Genomic DNA, 12,008 nt, shown 5'->3' with positions numbered 1-12,008 from the left:
CCGGCAGCGCGGGGCGCCCACGTTCTACCGCGCGCGTAGCGTCGCGGGCCCCCCCCGCCCCCCGCCCCCCCGGCCGGCGCCCCCCCCCCGCCCCGCCCCCCCCCCCGCGCCCGGGGGGGGGCCGCCGGCCGCGCCCCCCCACGGTTCGGGACCGCGGCCGGCGACCGGGCCGGTGCGCGGACGGGAGTCGGGGGAGGGCGAGCCGGTCAGGGGGCGATCGGGAGCTGCCGCTTGTGCTCGGTGGCCCGGTAGCGGTTGACGATGATGTCGAGCGCTGCCGGGTCGACCGGCTTGCCCTCCAGGACATCGTCGATGTCGTCGTAGGTGACGCCGAGCGCCTCCTCGTCGGCCAGACCCGGCTTCAGCGTCTCCAGGTCCGCGGTCGGGGTCTTCCAGATCAGCGCGGCCGGCGCGCCCAGTGCCTCCGCCGTGGCCCGGACCCGGCGCTTGGTCAGGCCCGTCAGCGGGACCACGTCGGCCGCACCGTCGCCGAACTTCGTGAAGAAGCCGGACACGGCCTCGGCGGCGTGGTCCGTGCCCACCACGAGACCCGCGTGCGCGCCCGCCACCGCGTACTGGGCGATCATCCGCTGGCGGGCCTTGACGTTGCCGTGCACGAAGTCCTGGTGGTGCGCGTCACGGAAGACCGTGCCGCCGGCCACCACCGCCTCCAGCGCGGCGTCGCTCGATGCCTTCACATCGACGGTGAGCACCTGGTCGGGCCGGATGAACTCCAGGGCCAGCTGCGCGTCCGACTCGTCCGCCTGGACGCCGTACGGCAGTCGCATCGCGAAGAACGTCGCCTCCTTCCCGGCGGCACGCACCCGCTCGACCGCGAGCTGGCACAGCCGGCCCGCGGTGGTGGAGTCCACACCGCCGCTGATGCCGAGGACCAGCGAGCGCAGGCCGGTGGAGAGCAGCCGTTCGGCGAGGAAGGCCACCCGGCGCTCGATCTCCTGCGCGGCGTCGAAGGACGCGCTCACCTGGAGGTCCCGGGCGATCTCCTGCTGCAGCGATATGGACGCCTGGTCGGTCACGATTGCTCCTCGGTCGGGCCCGCGGACAGGTCGGCTCGCGTCGCGGGGCGGGCCGCGGGCGCGAAGAGGGGGCCGGAAGCACTCTAGAGGAAAGGCCGCGAAGCCCTGGTCAGGGCCCGTGCCGACCGCGCTCGCGGGTGCCGGGGGACGGCGGCCCGCCGGACGCCGTCATCCCGCCGCGAGCAGACCGGGCAGATCCCGCATGTCGTGGAACACACGTGTCCCCGGACCTTCGAGCTGCTCGGGCGGGGTCATCCCGCCGGCGAAACCGAACGCCCGCATCCCGGCGGCACGGGCCGCCTCCACACCCGGACGGCTGTCCTCGACCACCGCGCAGGCCGCCGGATCGACGCCCATGCGCTGCGCCGCGTACAGGAACACGTCCGGGGCCGGCTTGCCGCGGGCGACCTCGGTGGCGCTGTGGATGCGGCCCGCGAAGCGGTCGTAGAGCCCGGTGCGGCCCAGGGTGTGGCGCATCTTCTCGTGCGAGCCGCTGGAGGCGACGCAGGTGGGGAGGGTGATCGCGTCGAGCGCCTCGGGCAGTCCCGCCACGGCGGTCAGGCCGGCGTCCACCGCCTCGCGGAGGAGCTGCTCGAAGCGCTCCGCCCAGACGTCGGCCGTCGCCCCGCCCAGCCGGGCGGCGATCAGCTCGCGCACGGAGGCGTCCGACCGCCCGACGAAAAGGTCGATCACGTCGCCCTCGGTCAGCGGCCACCCCAGCTCCGCCCCCAGGGCGACCTGCACGCGCGTCGCGATGCGTTCGGTGTCGACGAGCACGCCGTCGCAGTCGAATATGACGAGTTCAATCGGCTTGATCATCCCCGCAGCATAGGGTCCGGTCAGGACGGGCCGCGCCGGAGCCCGCGGACCGGGACATTCCGCCCGTGCATGAGGCGCCGGAGGCGGGGCAGGCGGAGTCCACGGGGAGAACGGAACACCCCGCCCACGACGATGCACCACGGATACCCCGTGGACGCGGCTCCACCGCGCGGGGCCGACGGGGACGGCGCCGGCTACCGTCCCGTGGGCCTGCCGGACATCAGACGGGTGATCTCGATCTCGGCCCAGACGGACTTCCCGTCCGCGTGGACGTCCGTGCCCCAGCGGTCGGAGAGGCGCTCCACTATGTGCAGGCCGTGCCCGCCCGGAACGCCGCGCCGCGGTGCCGGATCGCGGCGCGGGAGCGCGGTCGTGCCGTCGTACACCTCGATGCGCAACACCTCCCCGGCCGTGAGCACGAGCTCGTGACAGCCGTCCGCGTGCAGTGACGCGTTGGTCAGCAGCTCGGACACGAGGAGCAGAGTGTCCTCGGTGGTCTCCGTGGCGTCCCAGCCCCAGTCCCGCAGGGCCTGGCGCGTGAAGTCGCGGCCCTTGGCCACGGAGCCGCGGACGCCCGCCAGGGCGAGCCGGCGACGCTGCCCCGCGGCGGGAAGGCCGACACTCACAGGATCACCCGCTTCCGTTCCGACGGTCTCCACTGAGCTCTCTCACCCCCGCGTTGGCACCGGTCTCTGTCACAGGCGTATGCCCGGCGCGGGCACGATCGATGTACTGGACCGCCCACGCACCGCCGAGGGTCCGTGGCCGCCCTGGCAAGCGCGTGACAGTCTAGGCGACGGCCGCTCTCAGCGCGTGGCCACATGCAGCCGCAGCGTGAGGCCGTGCTCCGTGGCGCGGACCTCCACCAGGTCGCAGAGCTGGTGGATCATCCACAGCCCGCGGCCGCCGTGGGCGGACGTGAGGGAGGGGCGGCGCCGCCCCGCCAGCGGGTCGGCGAGGAGCCCGCCGTCGTGGATCTCGGCGACGACTCCCGCCCCCGCCCCCGCCGCGGTCCACAGGCGCAGCGTGCCCTTCCCGCCACCGTGGGCGAGGGAATTGGCCGCGGCCTCGCTGACCGCCATGATCAGGTCGCCCCGCCCCGCCGGGCCGGGGACAGGGCGGTGCTGCGGGCCCATTCCCCGGCGTACTCGCGCACCTCCGCCAGCCCTCCGTGGGAGTAGGGGAGTCGGGCCACCGGACCGGCGGGCTCGGGCAGCGGGCGGTCCAGGTCCGCCGAGAGGGCCGAGGCGTCGGCGTAAGCCGGGCTCGGCAGGGCCCGTCCCCGTTCGATGGAGGTGGGGTGGGTGCGCCGGGCGTCGCTCACCACGTCGGGCGCGAGGCCCGCCACGTCGTACGGGCACAGGACCGTGGCGGGCCGGCCGGTGAAGGCGGTGTTCACGAGGGCCTCGTGGCGGGTGGCCTCCAGCGCCTCGGCCGGGGAGCGGCCCGGCCAGATCGGCTCCCCGACGATCCGGGCCGCCCGGCCCACGTGCCGGTCGGCGAACTCCTGGAGGGCGGCCAGCACCCGGCCGGGATTGCGCCCCAGCTCCGTCATGTCCGTCCAGGTGATCCCGGCTCCACCGCCGGTGCCGAGGCTCTCGCGCAGGGCGTCCAGTCGCGGTCCCGGTACGGCGACGAGCACCGGCTCGCCGGCCGCGAGGGCGGCGCGCACGAAGCCGCCCACCCCCGACAGGTACTCGGCGAGGTCCCGGTAGAAGAGGGCAGGGTGGACGAAGGCTCCGGGCCCGGCGGGCGCAGGAACGGTGATCATGCTGCGACCTCCAGCGCGGCGCACTCGTCCGGGAACATCTCCACCACCTTGCGGAGCGAGTACGGCGCGTCGTGGAGCAGCAGGCGCCGCCCCTGCCCGCCGAGGTCCGCCGACGCCTGCACGAGGGCGGCGACCGCGGTCGGGTCGAGGAAGACGACGGCGGACAGGTCGAGGTGCACGACGGGGCCGGGTATCCCGGCCACGACGCCGAGGGCGGTGGACAGGGCCTGCCGGGTGTCGAGGTCGCAGCTGCCGCTCAGGCAGGCGCCGGCGCGGCCCGGCAGCGGCATGACGGTCAGCGGCGCCGGCGCGCCCGTACTCGGCGTCATGGTGCGCTGCCTACACCGTCAGCATGCCGGTGCGCAGCCGTGCCAGGGTCCGGGACAGCAGGCGGGACACCTGCATCTGGGAGATGCCCAGCTCGGCCCCGATCTCGGCCTGCGTCCGGTCCTCGCCGAAGCGCATCCGAAGGATGCGCCGGTCGCGTTCGTCGAGCTGCTCCAGCAGGGGCGCAAGGGCGTGGAAGTCCTCGAAGAGTTCCATGGCGGGGTCCACGTCACCCAGGCGTTCCGCCAGCGGCCGGGAGGTCCGGTGCGAGGTGGACGGCGCGTCGTCGTCGGTGCTCGCCGCGTCGAGGGAGCCGCTGGTGTAGCCGTTCGCGGCCACCAGCCCGTCGATGACCTCGTCCTCGCCCAGTTCCAGGTGCCGGGCGACCTCCTTGACCGTCGGCGCCCGGCCGAGGACGTCGGTCAGCGCCTCCTGCGCCTTGGCGAGTTCCGTACGGAGCTCCTGCAGCCGGCGGGGGACGTGCACGGCCCAGGTGGTGTCCCGGAAGTACCGCTTGATCTCGCCGATGATGTAGGGCAGGGCGAGCGTGGAGAACTCGACCTCGCGGTGGAGGTCGTAGCGGTCGATGGCCTTGATGAGGCCGATGGTCCCCACCTGGATGATGTCGTCCATGTCGAGGCCGCCGCCGAGCACGCGGGCCCGGAAGCGCCGTGCGGCGAACTGCACGAGGGAGAGGTTCATCTCGATCAGGGTGTTGCGCGTGTACTGGTACTCGCGCGTGCCCTCCTCCAGGGCCCGCAGCCGCCGGAAGAAGTGCCGGGACAGCTCCCGCGCGTCGCCGGGTGCCATCTCACGGGCGTTCTCCACCCGTGAGAGGTCCTCGTCCCGCGCCGGTACTCCCGCATCCTCCCGGTCACGGACCGGGACCTGCGCGTCGGTGGTACGAACGGGGCCTACAACGGTGGCCGAGCGAGACATGGTTGGCCGCTCCCTCCCGATTGACTGCGGCTGCCGACGCGCTTCTGCCCCGACTCTCCGATTCCACACACCCGCCGGTCTCGCCGCCCGCGGTACGCATCCGTCTTCCGCGACTCGTTCCGCGTGGGGGTGCCCGGCCGATCCGGCGGCGCACCACCACCGCGGTGAGCAGGCATACTCCCTTGACGAGGACGAACAGACGGCGATCCGTGGAGGCGGACATGGGCGGATTCGGGGACGCGTACCAGCCGGGTGTGGTGGGGGAGGGCTACCCGGCGGGCGACGGCTGGGTGGTGCCGGCGCACGGGGAGTTGGACCAGGACACGCTCAACCCGCTGGAGGCGGCTCTCACCGCGGCCGCCGGCCGGCACGCGCTGGTGGTTCTGGACGCCGGCTCCATCACCTTCGGGGACTCCTCGTTCCTGAACCTGCTGCTGCGGCTGCACCACCTCACGGGGCTGCGCATCGCTGCTCCGGGCGAGCAGTTGCGCCGGCTCTTCGCCGTCACCGGCGCCGACACCGTTCTCTCCCTGCATGCGAGCGTCGAGGACGCCCTCGCGGCGTGAACCGGCGCGCGAGCGGCGTGAACCGGCGCGCGCGGGGACGGCGTTCCCCGCCTGTGAACGGCTCAGCCGCGCCACGGGTCGCCTCCGTGCGGGTCGGCTTCGTGCGGTTGCGCACCCTGCGGGTCGGCCTTGCGCGGTTGCGCACCGTGCGGGTCCGGTCCGCCCGCGGGCCGGAAGCAGGCGGTGATCACCTTGCCGCCGTGGCAGGCGTGGACGTCCAGGGAGTCGGCCGGCGCGGTGACGATGCCCAGCCCGCGGCCGGAGGTGGCGCTCGCGTCGGCGGCTGGACCGCCTCCTCGCCGGAAGCCGGTGGGATACGGATGACGACACCTGCGTGATCGGCATCCAGGTGGGCGGAATGCCATTGCCCGAGGGGTTGACCACCAGGTCGTACCTGCCGGTAACTTGAGTGCGGTTCTGGAGCGCCGACGGAAGGAACGGGCACGTGCCGCACCACTCCCCGACCGGCTTCACCGAGGGTTCGTTCACCCATGACGGCGCGACGCGTCGTGTGCTGCGGACGGGCGCCGGCCCCGCCGTGATCGTCATGGCGGAGATCCCGGGCATCACTCCCAAGGTCCTGGAGTTCGCCGAACGGGTCGCCGCGGCCGGCTGCACCGCCGTGCTCCCGGTGCTCTTCGGCGAGCCCGGCCGCGACCCGGACCCCCGCGCCGTCGGCTGGGCGAGCAGCGGCCGCTACATGGCGTCGACCATGTGGCGGGTCTGCGTCAGCCGGGAGTTCACGCTGCTGGCCACGGGCCGCAGTTCCCGCGTCGTGGGGTGGCTGCGGGCCCTGGCCGCCGCCGAGCACGAGCGGTGCGGCGGTCCCGGCGTGGGCGCCGTCGGCATGTGCCTGACCGGCGGGTTCGCGCTGGCCATGGCAACGGACGAGCGCCTGGTCGCACCGGTCCTCTCCCAACCCTCGCTGCCGCTGGCCTGCACGCCCGGTCGCGCCGCCACCATCGACATCAGCCCGGAGGACCTCGCGGTGGTCCGCGGGCGCTGCGAGCGCGAGGGTCTCCAGGTCCTCGGGTTGCGCTTCCGGGGCGACCGGCTGGTCCCCGCCGACCGCTTCGCGCACCTGCGGCGCGAACTCGGCGAGGCCTTCGTCGCCGTCGAACTCGACGACGGCGACGCGAACCCCGACAGCGCCCTGCCGCCGCATTCGGTCCTGACGGAGCACCTGATCGACGAACCGGGCCGGCCCACCCGCGAGGCGCTGGACGCGGTCCTCGACCTCTTCCGCACCCGCCTCCTGCTGGAGGAGCGCCCCGCCGCGGCGAACTGACGCCACCAGCACCCACCGGCGCGCCGAGGCGTACGGGCGTCGCCGCGTGGGCGGCGGCCCCCCGCCGTCACGAGCCCCGGGCGGCGCCCGGTCGGCGTTCCCGGGTCGTGGGGCGCGTTGCGCGGGGCAGGGGGCGATGAAATGGCAATCTGGGGCAGATCACCACAAAGTAGCGATCCCCCCTATGTCCCGCGCCCCCGTTATCCGTACCCGCCCGCATCCGGCTCGCACGTCGTGCGCCCGGAGCGCGGTTTCCTCCGTTCACCACGCTCCGGTGGTTTGTATATGTCGGTGATCTACGTATGGTGGGTGCTGAAGATCCTTCCGGACGGCGGCGGATCCCGCCCGCCGCGCCGGGATTTCGCCTCGCGACCGAGACGGAGTGCTCATGGCCACCAGGAAGAACCTCACCGCCAACCGGGAATCCCTCGTCCACAAGGTCCGCCACGCGGCCAGCCGCCCGAACCGCATCGCCCCGTACCTCAAGCGCGCCGCGCGCGACCGGTGGCTGGCGTTCAAGCACCCCGACCACGTGAGCTACTACCGGGCGGTGATGGCCTCGGACGCGCGCCGCAACCCCGAGGCGGCCGTCGGCAGCCAGACCCACGAACGCTGGCTCGCCCTCGGGAAGATGCAGTTCGACTACCTGCTGGGCCACGGACTGCGTCCCGGGGCCCGCATGCTGGACATCGGCTGCGGCAACCTGCGCGCCGGCTGGCGCTTCATCGACTACCTCGACGCGGGTCACTACTACGGCATCGACATCTCGCCCGACATCCTCATCGCCGCGAAGCAGACGCTCACCGAGCGCGGACTCCAGGCCAAGGTCCCGCACCTGACCATCACGAGGAACCTGACGCTGGACTTCCTGCCGGACGCGTACTTCGACGTGGTCCACGCCCACAGCGTGTTCTCGCACTCGCCGATCGAGGTGATCGACGAATGCTTCGCCCATGTGGGTCGCGTGCTGGCCCCCGGCGGTCACTTCGACTTCACCTTCGACCGCACCACCGGCACCGAACACCAGGTCCTGCGCGAGGACTTCTACTACCGGACGCAGACCCTCCTCGACCTCGCCGCCCGGCACGGACTGGCCGCGCGTTTCATGGAGGACTGGGAGGAACTCGGCCACGGCCAGTCCAAGATCCGCGTCAGCGCCGTAGGCGCCGACGCCTGAGGGCGGCCCGGGTGGCCCGGGTGGCCCGGGGGGTCCGGGTGGCCCGGGGGGTCCGGGCGGCCCCGGTGGTCGGCGCGCAGGCGCAGCCGCGGGGCGTGCGCCAGGATGTCGCAGCCCTCCCACGGCCGGGTGAGCCGCCCGGCCCCTCGGTCGCCTCCCGGTGGGCCTCGGCGATCTCGTCGCCGAAGGCCCGGCGGAACTCCGCCGGTTACGGGCGCGGCAGCCCGGCGTTCACGCCGTGGCCGTCCCACCGGTGACGCCCAGCCGGCGGGAGGCCTCGCGGGCGGTCGCGGCCATCCGCGCCGCCTCGGTGGCCAGGCTCTCCCGGCCCGCGGCGGTGAGGCTGTAGGTGCGCCGCAGCCGGCTGTCGACGATCTGCTCCTCGTGCACCTCGATCAGCCCCTGCCCCAGCAGCCGCTCCAGTGCCCCGTACAGGGTGCCCGTGCGCATCCTGACGCGCCCGCCCGAGATCAGCTCCACCTCCCGGGCGATCGCGTACCCGTGGCGCGGCTCGTCCGCGAGCGCGGTCAGGAGGAGAAGGGTCGGTTCCTGCATCGCGCGGTCACTCATGCCCGCATGGTAAGTCACCCACCGGCATATGTCGCTCGGGTGAAGGTGCCGGTGGGGTACCTGCTCGGCGGATCCGGGTGGGGCAACCTGTCAGGAAATGGCGTACCACTGGCTGGCCCAGCCGGTGTTGATGGTGGCCTGCGACTGCTCGCCGAGGTTCACGGTGGCGGGCAGCGAGGACTGGCCGGTCAGGATGCTGCTGTACCGCAGGTTCGGCGGCGTCAGCCCGGCATTGACGGAGATGCCGGCGCCCGTGGCCTTCAGGGTGAGGGCGTTGGTGGCCCAGTTCCCGTTGAGCAGCAGGGCGATGAAGTACGTGCCGGGGGCGGCGGTGAAGGGCTTGGCGAGCGGCAGCGGCTTGGCGATGGCGTCGGTCATCAGCTGGGGCGAGATGTCGGCGGTGGACCCGACCAGCGTGCCCTTGGCGTCGTACACGCCGAGGTAGCAGTTGGCCAGTTGGGCGTTCGGGTCCAGCCCGGCCAGCCCCAGCCAGATGTTCGACCAGGTGATCTGCTCGCGCAGGACGATCCGCACCAGCGTGATCCGGCCGCCGACCCCCGCCGAGGACTGCGCGGTGACGTGGCCCGCGTCATTGGGGTCGCCGGTCCACGCCAGCAGGTTCTGGTCCTGCGGGCGCGGGCCCTCGAACCCGGAGCCGCCGCCCTGCGGGGCGGCCGGGGCGGACGCCGTGGGCCCCGCCGTCGCGGGCCGGTTCTGGTCCGGGGCGGTGCTGCAGCCCGACAGGGCGAACACCGCCGCGAGGGCGGTGACGAGGCCGGTCGTGGCGGTGGCGGTGGTGCGGGTGCGGGTGCGCATGGTCCCCCCATGAGTTGCTGGCTGTGCAGACGGACATGATCACACGGCCACCGGCCCGCCCCTCGGCGCCCGCCCCGAACATGCGACGCGCCCCCAGGCCAGCGCTCAGTTCACCGAGGGCTCCGTCCTCGCGCTCTACACCGACGGGCTCGTCGAGCGCCGTCGCGAGGACATCGACACCGGGCTCGGCCGGCTCGCCGACGCCCTCGCCCGGCACCGCGCCGCCGATCCCTCCGTACTCGCCGACGCCCTCCTGGCCGAGCTCGTACCGTCCGTCGGCGTCACCGACGACACGGTCCTGGTCGTGCTGCGCCTGGAAGGAAAGGCCGACACGCCCACCGGATTGCATGAACATGCGTGAGGCTGCATACTCTTCCTATGTCTAAGGTCCTCACCTCCCTTCCCGCCGGCGAGCGCGTCGGCATCGCCTTCTCCGGCGGCCTCGACACCTCCGTCGCGGTCGCGTGGATGCGCGACAAGGGCGCCGTCCCGTGCACCTACACCGCCGACATCGGTCAGTACGACGAGCCCGACATCGCGTCGGTGCCCGCCCGTGCCTCGGCGTACGGCGCCGAGATCGCCCGTCTGGTCGACTGCCGCGCCGCGCTGGTGGAGGAGGGGCTGGCCGCGCTCACCTGCGGTGCCTTCCACATCCGCTCCGGCGGCCGTGCGTACTTCAACACGACGCCGCTCGGCCGCGCGGTCACCGGCACCCTGCTGGTCCGGGCGATGCTCGAGGACGACGTGCAGATCTGGGGCGACGGCTCGACCTTCAAGGGCAACGACATCGAGCGGTTCTACCGCTACGGCCTGCTGGCCAACCCGCACCTGCGGATCTACAAGCCCTGGCTCGACGCGGACTTCGTCACCGAGCTCGGCGGCCGCAAGGAGATGTCGGAGTGGCTGCTCGCCCACGGCCTCCCCTACCGCGACAGCACCGAGAAGGCGTACTCCACCGACGCCAACATCTGGGGCGCCACGCACGAGGCCAAGACCCTGGAGCACCTCGACACCGGTGTCGAGACCGTCGAGCCGATCATGGGCGTACGGTTCTGGGACCCCTCGGTGGAGATCGCGGCCGAGGACGTGACCATCGGCTTCGACCAGGGCCGCCCGGTGACGATCAACGGCAAGGAGTTCGCTTCCGCCGTCGACCTGGTGATGGAGGCCAACGCCATCGGCGGCCGGCACGGCCTCGGCATGTCCGACCAGATCGAGAACCGGATCATCGAGGCCAAGAGCCGCGGCATCTACGAGGCCCCCGGCATGGCGCTGCTGCACGCGGCGTACGAGCGCCTCGTCAACGCGATCCACAACGAGGACACCCTCGCGCAGTACCACAACGAGGGCCGGCGGCTCGGCCGCCTCATGTACGAGGGCCGCTGGCTGGACCCGCAGGCACTGATGATCCGCGAGTCCCTGCAGCGCTGGGTCGGCGCGGCGGTCACCGGCGAGGTCACCCTGCGGCTGCGGCGCGGCGAGGACTACTCGATCGTGGACACCACGGGCCCCGCGTTCAGCTACCACCCGGACAAGCTGTCCATGGAGCGCACCGAGGACTCGGCCTTCGGCCCGGTGGACCGGATCGGCCAGCTCACCATGCGCAACCTCGACATCGCCGACTCGCGCGCCAAGCTGGAGCAGTACGCGGCCCTCGGCATCGTCGGCAACACCCACGAGACGCTCATCGGGGCCGCCCAGGCCGCCTCGACGGGCCTGATCGGCGCGATGCCGGAGGGCGGCGCCGAGGTCATCGCCTCCCGCGGCCAGGCCGAGGGCGACGACGAGCAGATGCTCGACCGCGCGGCGATGGAGTTCGGCACCGACTGACCTCCCCGCCTCCGTCCCTCCGCCCCGGGCGGCGGGGGCGCACCCCCGGCCCCCGGGACGCGCCTCCGCCGCCCTTCGGCATGTTTGACGGCCCGGGAGGGGAGCGCGCCGACGGCACGTGACCCCACAGCCGACAGCGACGACCCCCGGAGCCGCCGAGGCCTGCGCGAGCACGGACATGCGCCTCACCCGCAGCCACGCGAACGACGGTCCGGATCGAGGGCGGTGCCCAACGCACCCTGCTCGGCCGCAACGAACTCGATGGCTACCACGCACCGCCGGTCACCGCGCAGGACGCCCCCGGCACCGTCATCACCGACAACAGGCTGGTGAACGACTGCTGCGCGTCCGCCAGGATCACCGGCACCTCCACCGGGTCCGCCCTGTTGAGCGTGGCCGCGGCCGTCCTCAACGTGACCGTCGCCGGTGCCACCCAGGACACCCGCGTCATCGCCCACCCGGGCCCCGCCAAGCGCACCACGACGTCGAAGCTCAGCCCCGAGCCCGGCGTCGACAAGTCCAACCGGGCCATCGTCCCCGTCGGCCCGGACGGGACCGTCACCCTCTACGACCACTCCGGCGCCACCGACCTGATCCTCGACGCCGTCGGCTCCTACGCCCAGCAGGGCAAGGGCCTCTTCACCCCGGTCGCGCCGACGGCGCCGCCCGCCCGGAGGCCAGCAGCGTCAACACCCGGCCCGGTGTCGTCGTCCCCAACCGCGTCCCCCCGTCCGTCGCCGGAGGCCGTACCGCGATCTGGAACAGCTGGGGCGGCAGCAACCACGTCATCACCGACCTCCTCGGCTACTTCACCCAGGACTGACGGTCCGACCTGAACACAGCAGGAGCCCCGGCCACCGTGCGCGAA

At 73.3% G+C, this 12,008-nt stretch carries 14 protein-coding genes and 1 pseudogene; 6 read left to right on the top strand and 9 right to left on the bottom strand.

Annotated features, from left to right (window positions below; genetic code table 11):
- Positions 1-206 precede the first annotated feature (206 nt).
- From nadE to ACIPXC_RS30225, 7 genes are all read right to left on the bottom strand, one after another.
- On the bottom strand, positions 207-1,037 hold the full coding sequence (gene nadE / locus ACIPXC_RS30255) for an ammonia-dependent NAD(+) synthetase (protein ID WP_401624428.1): 831 nt from the start codon (positions 1,035-1,037) through the stop codon (positions 207-209).
- A 168-nt stretch (positions 1,038-1,205) separates the two neighbouring features.
- A complete protein-coding gene (locus ACIPXC_RS30250) occupies positions 1,206-1,856 on the bottom strand; it encodes an HAD family hydrolase (RefSeq protein ID WP_401624426.1) in 651 nt (216 codons plus the stop codon).
- A gap of 194 nt (positions 1,857-2,050) precedes the next feature.
- Positions 2,051-2,482 (bottom strand): ATP-binding protein, encoded by a 432-nt coding sequence (locus ACIPXC_RS30245; RefSeq protein ID WP_401624424.1) that lies wholly within the window; start codon positions 2,480-2,482, stop codon positions 2,051-2,053.
- 180 nt (positions 2,483-2,662) lie between these two features.
- Positions 2,663-2,938 carry an ATP-binding protein gene (locus ACIPXC_RS30240; protein WP_401624422.1) on the bottom strand — a complete coding sequence of 92 codons (276 nt, stop codon included), beginning with the start codon at positions 2,936-2,938 and terminating at the stop codon, positions 2,663-2,665.
- 2 nt (positions 2,939-2,940) lie between these two features.
- A complete protein-coding gene (locus tag ACIPXC_RS30235; RefSeq protein WP_401624420.1) occupies positions 2,941-3,627 on the bottom strand; it encodes an anti-sigma factor RsbA family regulatory protein in 687 nt (228 codons plus the stop codon).
- Positions 3,624-3,956, bottom strand: a complete 333-nt coding sequence (locus ACIPXC_RS30230; RefSeq protein WP_401624418.1) for an STAS domain-containing protein — start codon at positions 3,954-3,956, stop codon at positions 3,624-3,626. Before ACIPXC_RS30230 ends, ACIPXC_RS30235 begins: the two co-directional genes overlap by 4 nt.
- 10 nt (positions 3,957-3,966) lie before the next feature.
- Complete coding sequence (locus tag ACIPXC_RS30225; RefSeq protein WP_401624416.1) at positions 3,967-4,893, bottom strand: SigB/SigF/SigG family RNA polymerase sigma factor; 927 nt, start codon at positions 4,891-4,893, stop codon at positions 3,967-3,969.
- Positions 4,894-5,114: 221 nt separating this feature from the next.
- Between ACIPXC_RS30225 and ACIPXC_RS30220 the strand changes: the two genes are divergently transcribed.
- From ACIPXC_RS30220 to ACIPXC_RS30210, 3 genes are all read left to right on the top strand, one after another.
- Positions 5,115-5,459, top strand: coding sequence for an STAS domain-containing protein (locus ACIPXC_RS30220; protein ID WP_401624414.1), 345 nt, complete (start codon positions 5,115-5,117; stop codon positions 5,457-5,459).
- A gap of 445 nt (positions 5,460-5,904) precedes the next feature.
- Positions 5,905-6,747, top strand: coding sequence for a dienelactone hydrolase family protein (locus ACIPXC_RS30215; protein ID WP_401624412.1), 843 nt, complete (start codon positions 5,905-5,907; stop codon positions 6,745-6,747).
- Between the two features lie 388 nt (positions 6,748-7,135).
- Positions 7,136-7,924 carry a class I SAM-dependent methyltransferase gene (locus tag ACIPXC_RS30210; protein WP_401624410.1) on the top strand — a complete coding sequence of 263 codons (789 nt, stop codon included), beginning with the start codon at positions 7,136-7,138 and terminating at the stop codon, positions 7,922-7,924.
- Positions 7,925-8,155: 231 nt separating this feature from the next.
- Here the strand turns inward: ACIPXC_RS30210 and ACIPXC_RS30205 are convergent, their stop codons facing one another.
- Both ACIPXC_RS30205 and ACIPXC_RS30200 read right to left on the bottom strand, forming a co-directional pair.
- Positions 8,156-8,494 (bottom strand): PadR family transcriptional regulator, encoded by a 339-nt coding sequence (locus tag ACIPXC_RS30205; protein WP_401624408.1) that lies wholly within the window; start codon positions 8,492-8,494, stop codon positions 8,156-8,158.
- Between the two features lie 90 nt (positions 8,495-8,584).
- Positions 8,585-9,310, bottom strand: a complete 726-nt coding sequence (locus ACIPXC_RS30200) for a hypothetical protein (protein ID WP_401624406.1) — start codon at positions 9,308-9,310, stop codon at positions 8,585-8,587.
- 46 nt (positions 9,311-9,356) lie between these two features.
- Here ACIPXC_RS30200 and ACIPXC_RS30195 point away from each other — a divergent pair.
- The 3 genes and pseudogenes from ACIPXC_RS30195 to ACIPXC_RS30185 all read left to right on the top strand — a co-directional run.
- Positions 9,357-9,671 (top strand): annotated as a pseudogene (locus ACIPXC_RS30195) (SpoIIE family protein phosphatase); the annotation flags it as partial.
- 17 nt (positions 9,672-9,688) lie between these two features.
- A complete protein-coding gene (gene argG / locus ACIPXC_RS30190; protein WP_401624404.1) occupies positions 9,689-11,140 on the top strand; it encodes an argininosuccinate synthase in 1,452 nt (483 codons plus the stop codon).
- Positions 11,141-11,469: 329 nt separating this feature from the next.
- Entirely contained in the window at positions 11,470-11,976 is a 507-nt protein-coding gene (locus ACIPXC_RS30185; RefSeq protein ID WP_401624403.1) for a hypothetical protein, read from the top strand.
- Positions 11,977-12,008 lie beyond the last annotated feature (32 nt).

This window comes from Streptomyces sp. NPDC090021 (genome assembly GCF_044748225.1).
Taxonomy (GTDB): domain Bacteria; phylum Actinomycetota; class Actinomycetes; order Streptomycetales; family Streptomycetaceae; genus Streptomyces.
This window is presented reverse-complemented; position numbering and strand designations above follow the sequence as displayed.

Excerpts from the sequence above, each read along its gene's own strand:
- ACIPXC_RS30250 (WP_401624426.1), bottom strand. The coding sequence starts at position 1,856 with ATGATCAAGCCGATTGAACTCGTCATATTCGACTGCGACGGCGTGCTC.
- ACIPXC_RS30240 (WP_401624422.1), bottom strand. The coding sequence starts at position 2,938 with ATGGCGGTCAGCGAGGCCGCGGCCAATTCCCTCGCCCACGGTGGCGGG.
- ACIPXC_RS30235 (WP_401624420.1), bottom strand. The coding sequence starts at position 3,627 with ATGATCACCGTTCCTGCGCCCGCCGGGCCCGGAGCCTTCGTCCACCCT.
- ACIPXC_RS30230 (WP_401624418.1), bottom strand. The coding sequence starts at position 3,956 with ATGACGCCGAGTACGGGCGCGCCGGCGCCGCTGACCGTCATGCCGCTG.
- ACIPXC_RS30225 (WP_401624416.1), bottom strand. The coding sequence starts at position 4,893 with ATGTCTCGCTCGGCCACCGTTGTAGGCCCCGTTCGTACCACCGACGCG.
- ACIPXC_RS30220 (WP_401624414.1), top strand. The coding sequence starts at position 5,115 with ATGGGCGGATTCGGGGACGCGTACCAGCCGGGTGTGGTGGGGGAGGGC.
- ACIPXC_RS30210 (WP_401624410.1), top strand. The coding sequence starts at position 7,136 with ATGGCCACCAGGAAGAACCTCACCGCCAACCGGGAATCCCTCGTCCAC.
- ACIPXC_RS30205 (WP_401624408.1), bottom strand. The coding sequence starts at position 8,494 with ATGAGTGACCGCGCGATGCAGGAACCGACCCTTCTCCTCCTGACCGCG.
- ACIPXC_RS30200 (WP_401624406.1), bottom strand. The coding sequence starts at position 9,310 with ATGCGCACCCGCACCCGCACCACCGCCACCGCCACGACCGGCCTCGTC.
- argG (WP_401624404.1), top strand. The coding sequence starts at position 9,689 with ATGTCTAAGGTCCTCACCTCCCTTCCCGCCGGCGAGCGCGTCGGCATC.